At 62.1% G+C, this 18,988-nt stretch carries 17 protein-coding genes, 1 tRNA gene and 1 pseudogene; 6 read left to right on the forward strand and 13 right to left on the reverse strand.

Annotated features, from left to right (window positions below):
* The first annotated feature begins 5 nt into the window (after nucleotides 1–5).
* Nucleotides 6–1,886 (forward strand): L,D-transpeptidase family protein, encoded by a 1,881-nt coding sequence (locus HNQ71_RS19115; protein WP_184874215.1) that lies wholly within the window; start codon nucleotides 6–8, stop codon nucleotides 1,884–1,886.
* A 123-nt stretch (nucleotides 1,887–2,009) separates the two neighbouring features.
* Here the strand turns inward: HNQ71_RS19115 and HNQ71_RS19120 are convergent, their stop codons facing one another.
* From HNQ71_RS19120 to HNQ71_RS34910, 6 genes and pseudogenes are all read right to left on the reverse strand, one after another.
* Nucleotides 2,010–2,486 (reverse strand): hypothetical protein, encoded by a 477-nt coding sequence (locus HNQ71_RS19120; RefSeq protein WP_184874216.1) that lies wholly within the window; start codon nucleotides 2,484–2,486, stop codon nucleotides 2,010–2,012.
* Nucleotides 2,487–2,639: 153 nt separating this feature from the next.
* Entirely contained in the window at nucleotides 2,640–3,380 is a 741-nt protein-coding gene (locus HNQ71_RS19125; protein WP_184874217.1) for a lysozyme inhibitor LprI family protein, read from the reverse strand.
* A gap of 158 nt (nucleotides 3,381–3,538) precedes the next feature.
* Nucleotides 3,539–3,796, reverse strand: coding sequence for a PepSY domain-containing protein (locus HNQ71_RS19130; protein WP_184874218.1), 258 nt, complete (start codon nucleotides 3,794–3,796; stop codon nucleotides 3,539–3,541).
* 186 nt (nucleotides 3,797–3,982) lie between these two features.
* Complete coding sequence (locus tag HNQ71_RS35525) at nucleotides 3,983–4,321, reverse strand: tetratricopeptide repeat protein (protein WP_281391386.1); 339 nt, start codon at nucleotides 4,319–4,321, stop codon at nucleotides 3,983–3,985.
* A complete protein-coding gene (locus tag HNQ71_RS34905) occupies nucleotides 4,272–5,105 on the reverse strand; it encodes a hypothetical protein (protein ID WP_246461682.1) in 834 nt (277 codons plus the stop codon). Before HNQ71_RS34905 ends, HNQ71_RS35525 begins: the two co-directional genes overlap by 50 nt.
* A 104-nt stretch (nucleotides 5,106–5,209) precedes the next feature.
* A pseudogene (locus HNQ71_RS34910) lies at nucleotides 5,210–5,500 on the reverse strand (winged helix-turn-helix domain-containing protein); the annotation flags it as partial.
* On the opposite strand from HNQ71_RS34910, the gene HNQ71_RS34915 reads away from it, so the two are divergent.
* A complete protein-coding gene (locus tag HNQ71_RS34915) occupies nucleotides 5,500–5,835 on the forward strand; it encodes a hypothetical protein (protein WP_246461643.1) in 336 nt (111 codons plus the stop codon). The pseudogene HNQ71_RS34910 and the gene HNQ71_RS34915 sit on opposite strands and share 1 nt — an antisense overlap.
* Nucleotides 5,836–6,484: 649 nt before the next feature.
* On the opposite strand, the gene HNQ71_RS19150 is transcribed toward HNQ71_RS34915, so the two are convergent.
* The 3 genes from HNQ71_RS19150 to HNQ71_RS19160 all read right to left on the reverse strand — a co-directional run bounded on the left by HNQ71_RS19150 (nucleotide 6,485) and on the right by HNQ71_RS19160 (nucleotide 8,471).
* Nucleotides 6,485–7,162, reverse strand: a complete 678-nt coding sequence (locus tag HNQ71_RS19150; RefSeq protein WP_184874220.1) for a peroxiredoxin-like family protein — start codon at nucleotides 7,160–7,162, stop codon at nucleotides 6,485–6,487.
* A gap of 412 nt (nucleotides 7,163–7,574) precedes the next feature.
* Nucleotides 7,575–7,649, reverse strand: a tRNA-Val gene (locus HNQ71_RS19155).
* 138 nt (nucleotides 7,650–7,787) lie between these two features.
* Complete coding sequence (locus tag HNQ71_RS19160) at nucleotides 7,788–8,471, reverse strand: phosphoglycolate phosphatase (protein WP_184874221.1); 684 nt, start codon at nucleotides 8,469–8,471, stop codon at nucleotides 7,788–7,790.
* 367 nt (nucleotides 8,472–8,838) lie between these two features.
* Between HNQ71_RS19160 and rpiA the strand changes: the two genes are divergently transcribed.
* The 3 genes from rpiA to gor all read left to right on the forward strand — a co-directional run bounded on the left by rpiA (nucleotide 8,839) and on the right by gor (nucleotide 11,671).
* A complete protein-coding gene (rpiA, locus tag HNQ71_RS19165; protein WP_184874222.1) occupies nucleotides 8,839–9,570 on the forward strand; it encodes a ribose-5-phosphate isomerase RpiA in 732 nt (243 codons plus the stop codon).
* On the forward strand, nucleotides 9,557–10,165 hold the full coding sequence (locus HNQ71_RS19170; RefSeq protein WP_184874223.1) for a DUF2059 domain-containing protein: 609 nt from the start codon (nucleotides 9,557–9,559) through the stop codon (nucleotides 10,163–10,165). Before rpiA ends, HNQ71_RS19170 begins: the two co-directional genes overlap by 14 nt.
* Before the next feature lie 114 nt (nucleotides 10,166–10,279).
* A complete protein-coding gene (gor, locus tag HNQ71_RS19175; RefSeq protein WP_184874224.1) occupies nucleotides 10,280–11,671 on the forward strand; it encodes a glutathione-disulfide reductase in 1,392 nt (463 codons plus the stop codon).
* Between the two features lie 67 nt (nucleotides 11,672–11,738).
* On the opposite strand, the gene mgtE is transcribed toward gor, so the two are convergent.
* Nucleotides 11,739–13,103, reverse strand: coding sequence for a magnesium transporter (gene mgtE / locus HNQ71_RS19180; RefSeq protein ID WP_184874225.1), 1,365 nt, complete (start codon nucleotides 13,101–13,103; stop codon nucleotides 11,739–11,741).
* Nucleotides 13,104–13,373: 270 nt separating this feature from the next.
* On the reverse strand, nucleotides 13,374–15,266 hold the full coding sequence (locus HNQ71_RS19185) for an ABC transporter ATP-binding protein/permease (protein ID WP_184874226.1): 1,893 nt from the start codon (nucleotides 15,264–15,266) through the stop codon (nucleotides 13,374–13,376).
* Between the two features lie 599 nt (nucleotides 15,267–15,865).
* On the opposite strand from HNQ71_RS19185, the gene HNQ71_RS19190 reads away from it, so the two are divergent.
* Nucleotides 15,866–16,294, forward strand: a complete 429-nt coding sequence (locus tag HNQ71_RS19190) for a hypothetical protein (protein WP_184874227.1) — start codon at nucleotides 15,866–15,868, stop codon at nucleotides 16,292–16,294.
* Between the two features lie 36 nt (nucleotides 16,295–16,330).
* Here the strand turns inward: HNQ71_RS19190 and HNQ71_RS19195 are convergent, their stop codons facing one another.
* Entirely contained in the window at nucleotides 16,331–17,011 is a 681-nt protein-coding gene (locus HNQ71_RS19195) for a DsbA family oxidoreductase (RefSeq protein WP_184874228.1), read from the reverse strand.
* A gap of 18 nt (nucleotides 17,012–17,029) precedes the next feature.
* Nucleotides 17,030–18,850: an extracellular solute-binding protein gene (locus HNQ71_RS19200; RefSeq protein ID WP_184874229.1), complete on the reverse strand. Its 1,821-nt coding sequence runs from the start codon at nucleotides 18,848–18,850 to the stop codon at nucleotides 17,030–17,032.
* Between the last annotated feature and the right edge of the window lie 138 nt (nucleotides 18,851–18,988).

An 18,988-nucleotide genomic window follows, 5' to 3' on the forward strand; every position in this document is an offset into this window, starting at 1 on the left:
GATTCATGAAATTCCTCCGAAACAAGGCAACCGTGATGCCGCTGGTGGCGATCTCGGCAACGCTGGCCTTCGGTGTGCCACAGGCAGGCGCGCAAGGGCTCTTCGAAATGCTTTTCGGAGGTGGCGTCAGGCATGAGCCGCAAGGTGAGTTTCCACCCGCGCCGCCCAAGCACAAGCCGAAAGTGCCGGGTGGCGGCGGCGGCGTAAAAATCAGCAGCCCGTCCTACTACACCTACAAGGCCGATCGGCTGGTGCGCATCGACTTTTCGGCGCTGGCCGCGGCTCCACAGCCGGCGGCGGCGCAGGACGCCGCTTTCGTGCCGTCGGCCACGGGGGCTGCCTTCCACGACGCCATTGCCGGCTTGAGCGACTACGAGCTCTATGCCGAGCCCGATATCGCCAAGGCGCTGATCGCCTATTACTCGGCCAATCCGGATTTCATCTGGGTGACCGGCACTGGCCTTAACAGCCGCGCGCAGGATGCGGTGCGGGTGCTGGGGGAGGCAGCGAGCTACGGCCTTGAGCCGGCCGACTACACGGTCAACGTGCCTGCCGCCAACGCCTCGCCGGCCGACGCCAATGCACAGATGAAAGAGCTCGTCCGCTTCGAGATGGCGCTCTCGGCACGCGTGCTGCGCTATGCCCATGATGCCCAGAACGGCCGCGTCGAGCCCAATCGCATGACCGGCTACTATGATTTCCCGGCAAAGCCGCTCGACCTGCAAGGCGTATTGAAAACGCTGGCGCATACCCAAGAGGTGCGCACCTATCTCGAATCGCGTCATCCGCAGAATGCGGAATACCAGGCGTTGCGCGTCGAATTGGAAGCGTTGCAGGCCAGCGCCGAGAACGAGATCGTCGTCGACCCGAAGCTGCTGCTGAAGCCGGGCGAAACCAGCCCCGAACTGCCGAAGCTGCTGACCCTGATCGCCCGCAATCTCGATGATGAGACGGGTGGCGCCTATGGCGAGATCCTTTCCAGGCTGGCCACCAGCGAAGTCTATGTCCCGGAACTGGTTCCGGTGATCGAGGCCGTGCAGAAGAAAGCCGGCATGAAGGGCGACGGCGTCATCGGACCGCGCACCGTCGCAACGCTGGCCGGAACGTCCAAGGCCGACAGGCTGCTGAAGGTCGAGGTGGCGCTGGAAGAACTGCGCTGGCTGCCTTCCGATCTCGGCAGCCCACGTGTCTTCATCAACCAGCCGGCCTTCACCGCGAGCTACATCGACAATGGCGAGGAAAAGCTGAAGACGCGTGCGGTCATCGGCCGGACCACCAACCAGACCGCCTTCTTCTACAACCAGATCAAGCAGGTCGACTTCCATCCCTATTGGGGCGTGCCGCAGTCGATCATCGTCAACGAGATGCTGCCCAGGCTGCGTAGCGATCCCGGCTATCTCGACCGGGCCGGTTACGAGGTCACCGATTCGCGCGGCAAGCGCATCCCTTCGTCGGCGGTCGACTGGGGCGCGTATGGCGCCAACATTCCCTATAGCGTGCGCCAGCAGCCAAGCGAGGCCAATGCGCTGGGCGAGCTGAAGATCCTGTTCCCCAACAAGCACGCGATCTACATGCACGACACGCCGCAGAAATCGTTCTTCAAGCAGGATATGCGCGCGCTCAGCCATGGCTGCGTGCGGCTGCAGGATCCGCGCGGCATGGCGGCCGCCGTGCTGGGCACCTCGGTCGACGATATCGCCGAGAAGCTGAAGCACGGACACTCGACCGAGGACGTGACGCGCAAGATCCCGGTCTACGTCGCCTATTTCACCGCCTGGCCTGATATGTCCGGCAAGGTCGAATATTTCGGCGACATCTACGATCGCGATACGCGGCTGAAGCAGGCGTTGGACGCCACCGAGGCGGTGCGCTCGCCGTCGAGTTGAGCAGCGACCTTTCTCGGCTTCCAAAGCGCGTCGGCTGAAACAGGTTCAGCCGAGGCGCTTTAAGGCTTTGTTTTTATGCATGTCGTTGTCCCAAAACCGTTGCGCGCTTTTGGGCGACAGGCATCAACGCTCAAACAGGGGGCGGCGGAAACCCGCGTCGCGTCCAGCGATCAGCCAATAGACCAATCCGGCGACAAGGCCGGCAGCGGCGATGATGCCGATGTCGGCCCAGCGCTCGGGGTCCATGTCCTCCGCTGAACTTGGCCAGATCAGGAAGAAACCGCCGGCGGCCGCCGCGGCGCCGAAAAGCATGTGCAGCAGGACATTGCGCAACGAGAAGAGTTCGGCAATCAGCGCGAAGATGAGCGTTTGCAGTGCGGTCACGACAATGGTCAGGAAATAGACGAACATGCCGAGCGGCGGAACCACTAGGACGGCGATCGGCGAGACGCCCATGACGTCGAAATAGGCGGACGCGTTGGGCAGGGCACTGAGCGCGGCGTAGATCGCCACGACGGCGATCAAGCCGACCAGCACCGACACAAGGTAGCCGGCCAACATCATCAATATACGCTTCAGCACGTGCTTCGCCGTCGCCATGCCCACCCCCCATGCGGCGCCTATAAGCCGCAGTCAGCCATCAAAGCGAGACTGACGCAAGGGGAAGGCGGATGGCGCAGGGTAATCGCTTCAGACCAATGACAAGCTCGACTTGTGGCGGAGACCACCAATTGCCGAAGTCGGCGCCGCAGCTCAGGCGCCGCCGCACATATGCTCAGAGTCCGGCAGCGCCCACGACGCTTTGATCGCGAGATCGATGCCGTAGTAGACGCGGCCGCGCTCATCGCCCTTGGGGCAATCCCTGGGAATGGAGATCAGACACATGACGGCTGCGTCGCCGACCTTCGAGGCGGCCAGGCCAGGGTCGCGATCATAGGAGACGGCGCCGCCGTCATTGGTGAATGTCGCGGCGCTGCCACCATCCGGGTTGGCGGTTTCCAGCGGATCGTCGCCAAGTCGCGTGGTCAGCGTCTTGATATGGGTGGACGCGCATCGGCCGATTGCCGAGGGCAGCGGCTTGTCCGTCTCTTTCGGGTTTCGCGCTGCGGCCTCCAGCGCCTTCTTGCCGATCAGCGCGATGTTGTAGTCTTGCACCCATGGCGGCGCGGCGCCATAGGTTTGCAGCGCGTTGTTCAGCGCGCTGACGATGCAAGCGGTGTCGCTCTTGCAGGCATTGCGGTCGGCATTCAACCCGCGGGCGATCTTGCGCTTGTCGCCGCCGAACGCCGGCTCGAAACCCTTGAACGCCTTGGAGACCAGCAGATCGATGGCCGACAGCTGCGGATCGGCGCAGATCGCCTTTTCCGCCGGCAGGGTTGCCTTGCCGCAATCGAAGGATGGTCCGTCAGCCCGCGCAGGAGCGGTCCCAACGATGCCGCCGGCCAGGATGGTGGCGAGCACGGCCAGAAGACGGATTCGAACGGAAGATCGCATGATTGCCCCCCAAGCCGAGCATTGCCCAAGGCGCAGCCCACGCCCTAGCATGCATGTCATACCTCAAGGATGGACAATTTTGGGCAAACCACTGGCCAATGAGAATGCACGGAACTGGCCGGCTCATTCCCGTCGGATATGAGCGCCCGCCGGAGAACCTATTTGGGCTCGGCGGTCACGGGATCGTAGGTGATTTCGACCTTGGCCTTGTCGGACGTGTAGTAGGTGACGACGTAGGCGCCGCTGTCCCAGTCGACTTCCTTCACATAGCGAAAGCCATCGCGCTGTTCGACCTTGGCGAGGATCTCCGACAGTTTCTTGGCGTTGGGCGGCGGCAGCGGGGGCTCATCCGCGGCAAAGGCCGGCCCGCCGGCGAGAAGAACGGCGACGCTCGTCGCCAGCAGAAATCTGGACATGGCTTTCCCTCAAGTTTTCCTTGGACAGAAACTCGCTGCCATGCCGGTTTGTTCCGCCGCTGAAGTGCGGGCAATTGAGTTCACCGATTGAAAGCCAGGGCGCTGGAACCTGAACGCTACAGCCCAGCAGTTACCACAGCATCGATGGATTTCTTGTTGGCGTCCACGTCGGCCCGGATGGCGGCCCTAGCCTTGGTCCTCATAGGCTGCGAGTGCCTTGGCGACGCCGGCAATGAGGTGTTCAGCATCACTCGCGTGTTCGAAGGCGATTCCGGTTTGTGCAAACTCAAGTGGCGAGTAATCAGGCGCTATCCGCTTGACCTCTGCCATAATGCGCTGAGCTTCCTTCAGTTCGCCGAGTTGAGCGTGACACCCCGCCAGCCTTGCCAGTCGCCAGGGGGTCCTCGGGGGGACCTTGGACATGCTGACAAGCGCGGCCTTGTAATCTCCAGCTGAGTATTGGGCGATGGCGCGATCATAGGTACCAATCAGGATGGATCGGGTTGATCCGTATCGCGCTGTCAATCGCCGCGAGTGCTTCGAGCGGCCTGCCTCTCATCGTGAGCAAGTACCCCATTTGCGCAATCGTATCGGCGTCGTATGGATTGAGGTCGAACGCGCGTTGAAGGTGATGTTCGGCCGCTTCGAACCGACGGGCAGAGATCAAAGCCTGGGCAAGCACGCGATGGCAGCGTGGCTCTTCCGGCGCCAGGGTCACCGCACACTCCGCGCGGTCGATCAATGAAGCAAGCAACGCCGGGGATGCCTCGGCATAGCCACCGATAATGAGATCGGCGAGCGCGGCGTAGGAATGCGCCAAAGCGTAGGTCGGGTCCTTGTCGACCGCAGCCTGAAAGAGATCGCGCGCGGCCTGATTGTCGTCATCGCCATAGCCGCGCAGCCGAGCCAGTCCACGCAAGAGAAGCTCATATGCGGCCAGGCTATCGGGAGGCTTCGGGGTTGCCTGCTTGACACCCGCGTCGTCGAGCCGAGCGACCAGCCGGTTCACCACACGACTGGCGATTTCTTCCTGCATCTCGAAGATCTGGCCGCCAGAAGCAGAAAAGGTATCGCTCCAGAGGACTTCACCCGTCGAAGCGGTCATGAGACTGACGGTGACCCGCATGCCGCCTGTGCGGGTCGTAGCCCTGCCGCGGACCAGATAGGTTGCGCCAAGGCTGTCGCCAACGGCACGCCAATCGGAAGCGGAATCCGAGACAAATGCAAATCCGGAATTGCGCGCCTGCACAACGACCGTTCCAAAGCGAGCCAAAGCATTGACAATGTCCTCGGCGAAACCATCGACCAAAGGGGCGTCGTCCGGCGCACCTTCATTGCTGAAACGCAGTACCGCAACGCTCGGCTGTCCAGAGCGCTCTTGCTTTGGCGTATCGGGGGGGAGAGGACGTAGCCGCGTTTGGCAACCGTGCGGATAATGGTTTGGCTTTCGTCCTGCAGCGCCTTTCGCAACTCCCTGACCGCCTGCGTCAGTGAGTCCTCGGTCACGAAGACATCGGGCCATACCGCTGACATCAGTTCAGACTTGGTCGCGACACGCCCAACATTCCTGCTGAGATAAGTTAACAGATCAAACGCCTTGCAGCGCAGGGCAACAGGTTTTCCATCGCGGACGAGCAGCCCGCGGGCAAGATCAAGCTCGCAACTGCCAAGTGCCAGTATGTGCCCACCGTTCTCTTGCGACATTGAATGCCGATCTGACCAGCTCGACCACACGCAGCCTGATTGGGGTCTCAATCGGCTCGGACGTCAAGGGATCAGAGGAATTTGACCTGCCTTCGCCTTGGCTGGAAGTCATCCGCCTCTCCATCGCGATGATCTCCAGCATTTCGAACATTGTTCCAGGCATCGGCGCACAAGGGGACCCAACCATGACGCTGGATGCAAATTCCAGCAGTTCCTGCCGGGCGGCTTGGCGCGTGTTCTCATTCAGCGACATGTTCGACCTCATCCGGTTCGTTCTTCGGAACAATGAGGCCAAGGAACGGTCGCGTACCGGAAGATTTCTGAAATTCTGCTGAATCTCTCCCGTTGTCGCGCTTGCGGTCGGGGGAGGCCGCCTGCTTAACTTACGCGGCGCGTCGTTGAGCGGGGTGGAGACCTGAACGGGTTCGACGAGGGTCGACGGCGGTCACGATGCTGTGGTGATGATCGCAATAGACGCGATCCGGCGAAGTTGGCCCAGCACAAAAACGGTAACCGCCGGGTACCGACGCGTCTTCGCTCACTGGGAAGCGGCACTGATAGACGCCCAGCTGAATAAGGGGGACGTCTCTCGAAGTTAGTCTGGTATTTTCAGGCATGGTTTTCAGGTTCCTGGTTCATAAGCCATTGCCGGCTGACCGCCGCAGTGCGACAGCTTCGGGGCGAGCTTTTCTCGTTTTGGAGGGCTGTGGATCACCATATGGTGTTGATCGCAGCATCAATGAAGCCCGAAGCGCTGCTTTCGGAGGCTAGTTGTTGCGACTTAAGGCCACACTTGCCCACTGGGATGCGGCTGACAGCGCCTTTGTCGCGTGATCAGGCGCTCCGCTCCAGCACCTTTTTCACCGGCTCGCGGCCAGCGGGAGGCTGCCGCTGGCACCTCGCCGAAGCGTGGCGACCCCCGGCTCGAACTAACGGTTTGCATAACACCTGCTATCCGTGCAGCCGATGTCCGCAACCGCGCTGCTACTGACCAATATGCGACGCGACCGACATCATCGCCTCAGAGTTCGGGTGGGCGCCCAATCCGCCATCGAAAACCTCGGAGAACGTCCAGCGAACGACGCCGTTGCGGTCGAGCAGGAACTGGCCGGTGAGCTGGCCCACGCCGGTCGCCATCATTTGCTCGTCGGCTTCAGTGATATCGTAATTGTCTTTTTTGTTCAGATATTCGAGCGTGGCAAACGGATCCATCGGCTCAGGCATTTCGCCCGGCACGTTGAGCCGCATCGCGTTCACATCGCTCATCGAGACCTTGTGCGGCAATGCGCTCTCGCCCTCGGTTACTATTTGCATGTTGGGCAATCCAAAGGCGCGGTGTGAAACGCGCTCCGGATCGGATGCAGCAAGCAAACCAACCATCGGATGGTACCGGAGATAAAGGCGCGCCCGCTCGATGGGCGTGTTCACCACCGTGAGGCTTTCGATGCCCTTTGCGTTAAGGGCTGGTGTGAGCAGCGAAACCGTCGCGATATGACGCCTGCAAAACGGACAATGCAGACCTCGATACAGCCCAACCAGCACTGGCTTTTCGCCGCGGAAATCGTCGATAGCTATCTTGCCCTCGCGAGTAATTGCGTCGAGTACGAAATTGGGCGCTCGTTCGCCCAGTTGCAGAGGGCCTATGTCGGCGCGGTCAGACATGCTTGATCCTCCTCGCGGCTCAATCCAGTAACGAAAGCGCGGCGGTACTTCGGCTCCAGCCCGTGTTCGGCACACACTTCCTGAGCGTGTCGAAATTGCAATATAGCACAGGAATGGGCGGACGTTGAGGCGCTACCGAAGGCTGCGCCTTGCGGAGCCTCACTCCTGGCGCGCAGAAGCAAACGGCTGGCATTCAAGGAATCGATTACAGGTTGGAGCCTACCAACGAGCGGAGCATTTCGGGCCTTCGGGACGGAATACCGCCGTGAAAGAGGCGAAGCCAGCTTGCTGAGTTCCCGACGCCGGTGTCGAAAACAATCGTCGAATTGGCGACTTAGTGGCGAAACGAAAAAGGCCTAGATCGACGATTTTGGCCAACACGTTAGTAAGCTGCTGACTGTCCTAGGGATTTTGGTGGGCGATGCAGGGATTGAACCTGCGACCCCACCCGTGTGAAGGGTGTGCTCTCCCGCTGAGCTAATCGCCCGCTCGTTGCCCGAAGGCCAAGCGAGCCGCGATATAAGGGAGGCGGGTGCGGGAAGTCAAGGCGGTGTCAGGCGTTCCGGCAAGGATCGGATTGTTGTCCTTTGGACCCGTCTCCGAAGTGACGTCGGCTGCTTTCCGGTCAGTTCGCCGCGGCGGCGATCAGCCTTTGCGCCAGATCGAGCGTCAGGGCGTCGAAATGCGAGATCACCGCCGAGGGTTCGAATTCGCGCACATGGCGGTCAGTGTAGCCGAAATCAACTGCCACCACAGGAATGCCGGCGGCCTTGGCGGTGTCGATGTCGGTCTGCGAATCGCCGACCATCAGCGCGCGATCCGGGTCGCCGCCGGCCAGCTTGATGGTCTCGATCAGATGGCGCGGGTCGGGCTTGCGGAAAGCGAACGTGTCCTGTCCGGCGATTGCCGCGAAATGCTTCGTCAGGCCGAGCGCCTCGATCAGCGCCAGCGAGTTGGCTTCGTATTTGTTGGTGCAGATGGCCAGCAGATAGCCGGCGTTCTCGAAGCGCGCGATCGCCTCGACGACGCCGGGATAGGGGCGCGATTTGCCGGGGATGTTGAGGGTGTAGTGGTCGAGGAAGAGTTTCAGCAGCCGGTCGTGCTCTTCGACATCGAGCGATCGCTGCTGGGCGGCATGCGCCCGTTCGATCATCACGCGGCCGCCGTGACCGACAAAGCGCCTGAAGCCGGCTTCGTCGACGGCCGCGATGTGGCTGGCGGCGAGGCTGTGGTTCAGGCTGTCGAGCAGATCCGGCGCTGTATCGACCAGCGTACCGTCGAGGTCGAACACGATGATCGGGCGAGTCATGGTCAGTCCTGGGCCAAGTTCATGCAAGTGGCAGGCGATAGCGGCTGCGGCGCGTCAAGGCAAGCCGGGTGGGGCAAGCAGGCCCGTCGGACCAGGAATTTAGCGGCTTGTCGCCAGACATGAAAAACCCGCCATGGCGGCGGGTCGTTGGCGCAAATCAGCACCATGGATGGAAATGTAGCATAGCTTCCTTCACCAGGTCAAGAAAAAATTCCTATCGGAGATCCCTGACGCATTGCCCCTGACCGCGCGTTGCCAGAACATCGATGCTGCTCGTCACCAGGGGAGTACGCCGCTGCCAAAGGCTTTGACCCGACCGGCAAAAATGCTAGGAGCCCAGCAGCGAATTTCCGGGGCAACAAGCGGCATGGATGCAAGACAATTGAAGGTCGAAGCCGCGCGGGCAGCGCTCGCCTATGTGAGCGATGGCATGCGGCTCGGCATCGGCACCGGCACCACCGCCGAAGAGTTCGTGCGGCTGCTTGCCGAGAAGGTCGCCACCGGCATGACGATCATCGGCGTGCCGACTTCGGAGCGCACCGCGTCGCTCTGCCGCGAGCTTGGCGTGCCGCTGTCGACGCTGGAAGAAACGCCGCAGCTCGACCTCACCGTCGACGGCGCCGACGAGGTCGACCCGGAACTGACCTTGATCAAGGGCGGCGGCGGCGCGTTGCTGCGCGAGAAGATCGTTGCCGCGGCTTCCCAGCGCATGATCGTCATTGCCGACCAGTCGAAGATGGTCGAGACGCTCGGCCGTTTTCCACTGCCGATCGAAGTCAACCAGTTCGGCCTGCGCGCAACCGAAATTACGATCGGCGCGGCGGCTGAAAAACTCGGCCTTTCCGGCCCGGTCACATTGAGGATGACGGGGGGGCAGGCTTTTGTTACAGACGGCGGCCATTTTATCCTCGATGCATCTTTTGGCCGCATTCCGGATACAAGAGCGCTTTCGAATGCTCTCCACGCCATTCCGGGCGTGGTCGAGCATGGTCTTTTCATCGGGCTGGCGTCAGCGGCCATCATCGCCGGCGGCGACGGTATCCAAACTGTCCATGCCGCCCGAAAACCAGGGAGTTCTACCGATCATGATGTTGCATAACCGGGTTCGCAGCCTTTGCGCCGTTCTGGCGGCTACGGCCGTTTTCGCCTTCTCTTCGCCGGCGTTTTCGCAGGATGTCACGGACTCGCATTTGAAGGCCGCCCGCGCGGCGGTCGCGGCGATCCACGCGACCGACCCGTTCGACAACATCCTGCCGCAGGCGGCTGCCGCGCTCGAATCGCAGCTCATCCAGAAGAACCCGGACATGCAGGAGCTGATCGGCAAGACCATCAGCGAGAAGGCGCTGGCGCTGGCCTCGCGCCGCGCCGACCTCGAGAAGGAAGCCGCACTCGCCTACGCAAAAGTGTTCTCCGAAAAGGAACTGACCGATATTGCCGCCTTCTACAGTTCCGATTCGGGCAAGAAGCTGCTCGATAGCGGCCCCGCGGTGACCCGCGAACTGGTCAAGGCAGCCGACATCTGGCAGAACGGCCTCGCCCGCGATCTCGCCCAGCAGGTTGGCGAAACGCTGGCCGCAGCCGCCAAGACCAAGGCGCCGGCAGCCCCTGCCGCAGCGCCCGCGGACGCAGCCGCGCCTGCCGATGGCGCCGCACCCGCCGACGGTTCGGCTCCGGCCGACGACACGCAGAACTGATCGCGCGTTTCTAACGGCCTTGCGGCCATTGATGAAGCCCGGCTTGCCCGGGCTTTTCTTTTGCTGCCTGGCGGCCTACCTGTCACTGGATTTCTGAAGCTTGAGGAGCCGCCGATGGCCGGTTACGACTACGATCTTTTCGTCATCGGCGGCGGCTCGGGCGGGGTGAGGGCGGCGCGCGTCGCGGCGGCACTTGGCAAGCGCGTCGGCATCGCCGAGGAATACCGCTATGGCGGCACCTGCGTCATCAGGGGCTGCGTGCCGAAAAAGCTCTATGTCTACGCCTCGCAATTTCCCGAGCATTTCGCCGATGCCGCCGGCTATGGCTGGACGGTGCCGGAGGCGAGTTTCGACTGGCAGACGCTGGTCGCCAACAAGGATCGCGAGATCAGCCGGCTGGGGGCGATCTACCAGAGGAATGTCGAGGGCGCCGGCGGCGAGGCCTTTCACTCGCGCGCCATGATCGTCGATCCGCATGTCGTGCATCTCCTGGGCGAGGATCGCACCGTCACCGCCGACCAGATCCTGATCGCCACCGGCGGCCGCCCGGCGCCGCATCCGGCGCTGCCCGGCCATGAACACTGCATCTTCTCCAACGAGGCTTTCGATCTCAAGCAACTGCCCAAGGCGATCATGATCGAGGGCGGCGGCTACATCGCCGTCGAGTTCGCCAACATCTTCCACGGCCTCGGCGTCGACACCACGCTCGTTTATCGCGGCAAGGAGATCCTCAGCCGCTTCGACATGGACCTGCGGCGCATGCTGCACGAGACGATGGAAAAGAAGGGGATAAGGATCCTCTGCCATTCTGTGTCCGAATGGATCCGCAAACGGCCGGACGGCCGGCTCGACGCACTCGTCACCGGCGGCAAGGTGCTGACGGTCGACCAGGTGATGCTGGCCATCGGCCGCATCCCCAACACCGAGAATATGGGCCTGGAAGGCATCGGGCTGGAGATGACCAAGACCGGTGCGATCGCTGTCGACAAATACTCGCGCACCAACATCGACAACATCTGGGCGATCGGCGACGTCACCAACCGCGTGCAGCTGACGCCGGTGGCGATCCACGAGGCGATGTGTTTCATCGAAACCGCCTTCAAGGGAAATCCAACGGCGCCCGACCACGACACGATCGCGACCGCCGTCTTTTCACAGCCCGAAGTCGGCACGGTCGGCCTGTCGGAGGATGATGCGGTCAAACGCTTCCCCGACATCGAGATCTACCGCGCCACGTTCCGGCCGATGCGGCATACGCTGTCCGGCCGCGACGAGAAGATGCTGATAAAGCTGGTGGTCGACGGCGCTTCGAAGCGGGTGCTCGGCGCGCACATACTGGGACCGGATGCCGGCGAGATGGCGCAGCTTCTCGGCATTCCGCTGAAGGCCGGGCTGACCAAGGACGATTTCGACCGCACGATGGCGGTGCATCCGACCGCCGCGGAAGAACTCGTCACCATGTACAAGCCGACCTATCGCGTGAAGGACGGCGTGCGGGTGGATTGACCGGCACATGCCGGGATGTAGCTTTCCACCGTGGCAAGGGTCTTGCCACGGTGGAAATTAGGAACTGCTACAGCAGCGTGCCGCGCAGGATCACCAGCGCCACCGAGAAATAGATCACCAGCCCGGTGACATCGACCAGCGTGGCGACGAACGGGGCCGACGCGCTGGCCGGATCGAAGCCGATGCGTTTCAGGGCGAACGGCAGCATGGACCCCGACAGTGAGCCGAAGGTGACGATGCCGACTAGTGCGGCGCCGACCGTCGTGGCGATCAGCGGCCAATGCGGCCCGTAGTCGTAGAAGCCCATATATTGCCAGAGCGCGATGCGGCCGATACCGACCACGCCGAGCATGCCGCCGAGCACGAGGCCGGTGGGGAGCTCGCGCAGCGCCACCCGCCACCAGTCGCGAAGGCCGATTTCGCGCAGCGCCAGCGCCCGGATGACCAGCGAGGTCGCCTGCGAGCCGGAATTGCCACCCGAGCTCATGATCAGCGGGATGAACAGCGTCAGAACGATCGCCTTTTCCAGCTCGCCCTCATAGCTCTGCATGGCGTTGGCCGTCAGCATCTCTGAGATGAACAGCGCACACAGCCAGCCGCCCCGCTTCTTGATCATGGCGAGGAAGCTCATCTTCATGTACGGCTCATCGAGCGCCTCCATGCCGCCGAAACGGTGCACGTCCTCGGTCGTCTCCTCGATCATCGCGTCGATGATGTCGTCGATGGTGACGATGCCGAGGATCTTGCCGTGGTCGACGACCGGGACAGCTAGCAGGTCGTATTTCGAGATCGTTTGCGCCAGGGTTTCGCGATCGGTCAGCGGGCTGACCGTCACCGGCGCGCGATCCGGCGCCACGGTCATGATCGAGTCCTCCGGCTCCCCGGTGATCAGCCGGCGCAGGCCCGTCGACCGCATCAGGAGGTGCGTTTGCGGGTCGACGATGTAGATCGCGTAGACGGTTTCGCGCGTCCGCTCGACCTTGCGGATGTAGTCGAGCGTGCGGCCCACGGTCCAGTCCGAGGGCACGCTGACGAACTCCGTCGTCATGATCGATGCGGCGCTGCCTTCGGGATAGCCCAGAATGGCAAGCAGCGTGGCGCGCAGCGGCGGCGCAAGGCCGCCGAGCAGCTCGGAACGGGCCGGCTCGTCCAGCTCGCGCAGGATGTCGGCGGCACGGTCTTCCGACATGGCGGTGAGCAGCTTGCCCGCCTTGGCGCGCGGCAGCGCCTCCATGAGTTCTGGCGCGCGGTCGAACTCAGGCTGGTCGAATATCTCGACCAGCCGCTCGAACGTCACTTCACAAAGCAGTTCGGTCGCGCTTTCTCGCGGCTCTCTGTTCAGGGCCTCGACAATGTCGGCGACGTGATCGTTGGCTAGGATACGGGCGATCGCGACGGCCTCGTCGCTCGCTACGGGGGTAAATTCGTTCATGGCTCACTCCTTGCCATCCGGCAGGACATGAACCATTAGAGGTCACGTCTAGGCGGACGGCTGTTGCGTTCGACTGTGACTGTCGCCAGGCATGGCGCTGTGACCTTTCCGCTTGCGGGTTCGCGTTTGACTATCGGCAAGCCGGCGCAACATAGGTGCGCGCCTTGCCGAGTCAATCGCGGTGGGAACGAAAAAAGGTGCCGGATGGCACCCCTCGCGAGACTGTGATCACTGGCAGCCACACAGAGCGGCAGCGAGATCAAAGCGTGGCTACTTCTGCTTCAGCCGGCGCGAGAAGCGCAGCCATTTGTCCTCGACCGGCCTTGGCTGGACAAGAATCGTGGTGAGTTCGACAGGCAGGGTCGGAACCAGGGGCTTCTTGGTGGCGACGCCGTCGGCGATCGCGACGATGCTGTGGTAGAATTCGCTGCCGGTCAGCGATCTTGGCGCCACCGCCTCGTGCATGACGCTGATCACGGTCACATCGGGGCAGTTGTCCTTGATGGCCTGGTGGAAGGCGATCTTGCCCTCGGGGTCGAGCGCGCCGGTCGCCTCGTCGAGGAACAGCAGCCCCGGCTGCTGCAGCACGATGCGCGCCACCACCAGCTTCTGCTTCTGGCCGCCCGACAGAACCTGATCCCAGCTTTTGCCTTCGCGGCTTTCGTCGGCCATGTGCGAGATGAAGTCGCCAAGGCCGGCCTTGTACAGGGCCGCCGCGACCTGCGCGTCGCCATGGTCGTGCTCGGAGCCCGGCAGGCAGACCAGCTGTTTCAGCGACACCGGCTGCAGCTTGACCTCCTGGGCGGCATAGAAACTCTTCACCCCTTCGGGAAAGACGATGGTGCCGCGGCCATAGGGCCACAGGCCGTTGATCGCCTTGATCAGCGAAGTCTTGCCGCAACCGGATTCGCCTTTCAGGAACGTCCATTCGCCGCGCCGGAAGCGCAGATTGGCGGCACTGAGGAACGGCGTGGCGTCCTCGCCCTGATGCGCCAGTTCGAGCTTCTGGATGGTCAAGCCGAAAACCGGGTTCTGGGCGGCGTAACGGAAGTCGGAGCGGCCGGTCTGGCTGTAGAACTCCTGCGGATGCTGGACGTTCTCGATCGCGTTGGCCAGTTCGGTGACGCGCTGGCTGTTGGCGCGCAGCGTGGCGATGGCCGGCATGACGTGGATGAACCACGAACATTGACCGATTAGCGAATTGACCAGCTCCGACCCGGTTATGTAGCCCTTGAGATCGAGGCCGTTGTGGATGAACGGTACCAGGCCGGGCCCGTAGGCGACGATGCGGGCGCCGATGAAATTGTAGATCAGCTCGAACGACATGTAGACGGTGTTGACGATGTTCAGCCGCGTCCATGTGCCGTCGATGTCGACATAGAGCCGGCCATGCATGGTCCTCTGCACGCCTTCGCCCTGGGACGCCGCGACATGGAAGCTGCGGCGCAGGAACGTCGTCAGCTCGCCGCGATAGGTTCCTTCGGCCTGCTGCATCCTGACGTTGAGGCGCTCGAGCAGGCCGCCGAGCTTGACAGCGATCCAGGTGTTCAGCGGCACATAGGTGGCGACGGCCAGGAAGGCGAGGACGGCGCTGCCGTAGCTTTCGAGGAACTCCAGTCCCTTCACCTCGACGGAGTTTTCCAGCAGCTTCTGGCCGACGAAATAGAGCGAGGTGGCGACGCCCAGGACGCCCATGGCGAGCCCGATGGCGCCGCCGGTCATGTCCTTGATGGATTCCTGGACGCGCTGGTCGATGTTGTCAGGCGCCGGTGCGCCGCTGCCGGTCGACGCATGCTGGGCATGAAAATGCGTATGATTGTTGTCCAGCAATGCTTCGTTGAAGCGGCTGTCCAGCCAACCGCGCCATTTGCGGTGCAAGGTCGCCGAGACAAGATTGCGGATGCCGGTAAAGCCGGCGTCCTTGAGCAGGACCAGCAGCACGAGGATGCCGGCGTTGACCAACAGCGTGCGAAGCGGCGTGGTGTTGGCGGCGTCGTGGAAGAAGGCGATCGAGTTGACCAACTCGCCGGAGGCTTCGGCGAACCAGACACCGGCCTTGCTCGACAGCGCCGTCAGCAGCGCGATCACCAGCGTCAGTGTCCAGGCTTCCTTCCACCGGTCCGAGACCCAGTAGGCCCGCATCAGCCCCCAGAAGGTACGCATCGACGATACCGGCGTCAGAAGCGATGGCCGTGCGGCATCGCGAGGTGTTTTTTCCGGTACTGACTCTTGCGTTGGTCTACCGACCCGAATCACGATCCCGCCCAAACCTTTTTTGTTTTGTTACGGATGGTAACACCAATTGATCATTTTCTATTAATTTTTAAAGCTGGCCAAAGGGATTACCCCGGCGGACCGTTGCCATGAGGCAACAGATTGCCGAACCGAAACGCCGCCAAACCGATCGGGAAAAATGGAATATCGCTATTGATTTCAAATTGTTGATGGACGCGGGCGGGCCATCGGTGAAGTTTCCCTTAGGGAAGGTTTTCACACGGGTTTGTGAACTCGAAAATCTAATGGACTGGTAAATTTCCTGACTGCGGACTGACCGAATCTACGGAAAATCTTCCGTTCGTGACCTGACCAGAGGCTGAAAAGTGACTGGAAACGGTCGTTGCGGCAGCGGCGCCGGCGGGCACATCCGACCCTGTAGGGTCAGGTCAGGAACCGCGTTTGACAATTGCTTCGTTCAGGATTGAACCTTGCCGGGCACTGTCGGCACCCATGCATGTCCGGTTCTCCAACAAGGAAGCTTCCCAATGCATGTACGCGCAGCCGCAACCCTGGTCCTCCTTGCCTGGCACCCCCTGGCGCAGGCCGCCGAGCAGAACATCCCGGCGGGCACGGAAGGCCAGATCGAGTTCAACACGCCGTCCGGCAACATTGGCTGCATCTACACCCCGAAGGGCGGCACCAGCACCTATGAGCCGCAGGACGGCGGCCCGGAACTCAGCTGCTCCCGCGTCGCGCCGAGCTATGTCACCATCATCCTGGGACCCAAGGGGCCGGCGACTTTGATCAAGAGCCCCGGAGAGCAGTCATGCTGTAGCGATGCCACCAAGCTCGCTTACGGCAAAAGCTGGAGCGCAGGGCCATTCTCGTGCGAATCGTCGACCAAGGGACTGACCTGCACGGCCACGAATGGCCATGGATTTTTCATCAGCAAGGCCAAGGTGACCGTGAAGTGACGCCGGCTCTCGCCGCATAAGGGCAGATAGCCGGTCTCAGCCAACCTTTTCCAATTCGCCGCGCGCCTTGGCAGCGGCCACCTGACGGATGGCATCGGCCAGAGTATCGGCGTCCTGTGCGCCCATGACCGCGTATTTGCCTTCGAGCAGGAAGCACGGCACGCCTGTTATGCCCATGCGCGACGCGGTGGCGATCTCGGTGCGAACCTCCTCGACGTCGGCCTCGGTCGGCAAAAGCGTCGCCACCACGGATGCGTCCATGCCGGCCTCGCGCGCGGCTTCGACCAGCACGGCATGGTCGCCGATGTTGACGCCTTCCTCGAAATTCAGCTGGAACAGGCGGCGCACCAGCCGGTTCTGCTCGGCTTCGCCGGCGGCACCCGCCCAGCGGATCAGGCGGTGCGCATCGAGCGTGTTCGGCGCCACCTTGATGGCGTCGAACTCAAACGAGATGCCTTCGGCTTCACCCAGCGGCTCGATGCGGGCATGGATTTCGCGGATGCGCTCGTCGCTGCCGAACTTGGCCAGCATATATTCGCGGCGATCCTCGCCTTGCGGCGGAATGGTCGGATCGAGCTGGAACGGGCGCCAGCGGACATGCACCTCGGTATCGCCGACAGCTGATATCGCCTTGTCGAGCCGCTTCTGGCCGATGAAGCACCATGGACAAACGACATCGGACACCACGTCGACGGTGACGGCGTTCAGCTCACTCATCTCGATCTCCCGAAATCCTCAGTTCGGCTTGCGCCACCAGCTTGGCAGTTGATACCCAAATATGGGCGTCTTTTGCGGATGTTCCAGGTAGTTCCAGTACGCAATCCATTGCTGCGTGTTGTACTGCGTCGGCACCATGTAGTTGCCGGAGATCAGCAGCCGGTCGAGAACCCTGACGGCCGCGACATAGTCTTCCTTTGAACGTGCGCGCAGCATCGCGTCGATCGCCGCATCAACCGCCGGATCGGCGACGCCGGCCAGATTGAACGAGCCTTCGGCCTTGGCCGCTTCGGATCCCCAGCGTCCAAGCTGTTCTATGCCGGGCGACAGCGAATTGTTGAAACCGCTCGATCCGATCAGCGCCTCGAAATCGAAGCGCTGCTTGCGCGACTGGATCTGGTCGCCGTCGAGGCTGCGAATGGTGACGTCGATGCCGATCTTCTCCAGGGTGCGCTGATAGATGCCGGCAAGCCGCTCCTCATCCTGCGAAGCAACCAGAATCTCGAAGCCAAACGGTTTGCCATCGGGATCGAGCATGGTCCCGTCCTGCACGTGATAACCGATGCTTTTCAAGAGATCGAAGGCCGCTTTCAGCACCTTGCGATCCTGCCCTGAACCATCGGTGACCGGTGGCCGGTACGTGCCATCCATCACATCGGCCGGCACACGGCCGGGGTAGGGGGCCAGAAGCGCCTTTTCCCTGTCGTCAGCCGGATGACCGAGCGCGGAAAGCTCGGAATTCTGCCAATAACTCATCGCGCGCGCGTATTTGCCGCCGAACAGGTTCTTGTTGGCCCATTCGAAGTCGTAGAGCATGCCGAGTGCACGCCGCACCACCGGGTTGGCGAACTTCTGCAGCCGCATGTTGAACAGGAAACCGGTCACCACCGGCGGAATGCCGGTGTCGAAGGTTTCGGCGACCACGTCGCCCTTGTGGAAGGCCGGAAAATCGAGGTCGCGCTCGCGCTTGACCGGATCGCCGTCGTCGTCGATGGCGCAAAGGCCCTTCTTGAACGCTTCGAGCTTGGCGTTGGCGTTGAGGAAATACTCGATGGTGATCTGGTCGTAATTGTCGAAGCCGCGCTTGGCCGGGACGTCCTTGCCCCAATAGTCCGGGTTGCGCTTGAAAACGATGCGTTGGCCAGGTTGTACCTGCGCAACGGTGTAGGGGCCACTGCCGATCAATGGCTTCAGCGTCGTCTTGTCGAACGTCTCCTTGTCGAAGGCATGCTTGGGTATGATCGGCGTCAGCGCGATGATCAGGGGCGTCTCACGATTGGCCTTGTCGTTGAAAGTGAAGCGCACGCTGTGGTCACCCGTCTTTTCGAGCTTGGCGATCAGGCTCATCCGGGCGCTGTAGGGTGGGCGGCCCTTGTCGGTATAGACATCGTAGGTGAACAGCACATCCTCCGGCGTCACCGGCTGGCCGTCGGACCATTTGGCCTTTGGGTTGAGATGGAACTCGATGCTCTTGCGCTCGGGATCCATGTCGGCGGTGTCTGCGAGCAAGCCATACAGGCTGAAGGGCTCATCGTAGTTGCGCTGCATCAGCGGCTCAAAGACGAGATTGCCGTAATTCTGGTCCATCATGCCGCGCGCTGTCGTGCGCAGGCTCTTGAGGATGAACGGATTGAGATTGTCGAAGCTGCCGACGACGCAATAGGTGATCGAGCCACCCTTCGGCGCGTCCGGATTGACGTAGTCGAAATGCGTGTAGTCGGGCGGCAAAGCCGGTTCGCCCTGCATGGCGATGGCGTGCTTCGGCTCCGACGCGGCCGGCTGATGCGAAAGGGCGAGAAACGATATCGCGGTGATCAGCCAAACAAGAACGCGGCCCATGACCGTCTCCTTACTGGGTCGGCTTGATGATTCGGTGCGCACCCTAGCATGAGGCAACTGCGTGCCGGCCAATGGCGTCATCAAGAATTACAAGTGGCGGGCTGGATTCGACATCGCTTGCAGTGTAACACGCCCCCC

It is taken from the genome of Mesorhizobium sangaii (genome assembly GCF_014207355.1).
Classification (GTDB): Bacteria; Pseudomonadota; Alphaproteobacteria; order Rhizobiales; family Rhizobiaceae; genus Mesorhizobium; species Mesorhizobium sangaii.

Excerpts from the sequence above, each read along its gene's own strand:
- HNQ71_RS19115 (WP_184874215.1), top strand. The coding sequence starts at position 6 with ATGAAATTCCTCCGAAACAAGGCAACCGTGATGCCGCTGGTGGCGATC.
- HNQ71_RS19120 (WP_184874216.1), bottom strand. The coding sequence starts at position 2,486 with ATGGCGACGGCGAAGCACGTGCTGAAGCGTATATTGATGATGTTGGCC.
- HNQ71_RS19125 (WP_184874217.1), bottom strand. The coding sequence starts at position 3,380 with ATGCGATCTTCCGTTCGAATCCGTCTTCTGGCCGTGCTCGCCACCATC.
- HNQ71_RS19130 (WP_184874218.1), bottom strand. The coding sequence starts at position 3,796 with ATGTCCAGATTTCTGCTGGCGACGAGCGTCGCCGTTCTTCTCGCCGGC.
- HNQ71_RS19150 (WP_184874220.1), bottom strand. The coding sequence starts at position 7,162 with ATGTCTGACCGCGCCGACATAGGCCCTCTGCAACTGGGCGAACGAGCG.
- HNQ71_RS19160 (WP_184874221.1), bottom strand. The coding sequence starts at position 8,471 with ATGACTCGCCCGATCATCGTGTTCGACCTCGACGGTACGCTGGTCGAT.
- rpiA (WP_184874222.1), top strand. The coding sequence starts at position 8,839 with ATGGATGCAAGACAATTGAAGGTCGAAGCCGCGCGGGCAGCGCTCGCC.
- HNQ71_RS19170 (WP_184874223.1), top strand. The coding sequence starts at position 9,557 with ATGATGTTGCATAACCGGGTTCGCAGCCTTTGCGCCGTTCTGGCGGCT.
- gor (WP_184874224.1), top strand. The coding sequence starts at position 10,280 with ATGGCCGGTTACGACTACGATCTTTTCGTCATCGGCGGCGGCTCGGGC.
- mgtE (WP_184874225.1), bottom strand. The coding sequence starts at position 13,103 with ATGAACGAATTTACCCCCGTAGCGAGCGACGAGGCCGTCGCGATCGCC.
- HNQ71_RS19185 (WP_184874226.1), bottom strand. The coding sequence starts at position 15,266 with ATGCGTACCTTCTGGGGGCTGATGCGGGCCTACTGGGTCTCGGACCGG.
- HNQ71_RS19190 (WP_184874227.1), top strand. The coding sequence starts at position 15,866 with ATGCATGTACGCGCAGCCGCAACCCTGGTCCTCCTTGCCTGGCACCCC.
- HNQ71_RS19195 (WP_184874228.1), bottom strand. The coding sequence starts at position 17,011 with ATGAGTGAGCTGAACGCCGTCACCGTCGACGTGGTGTCCGATGTCGTT.
- HNQ71_RS19200 (WP_184874229.1), bottom strand. The coding sequence starts at position 18,850 with ATGGGCCGCGTTCTTGTTTGGCTGATCACCGCGATATCGTTTCTCGCC.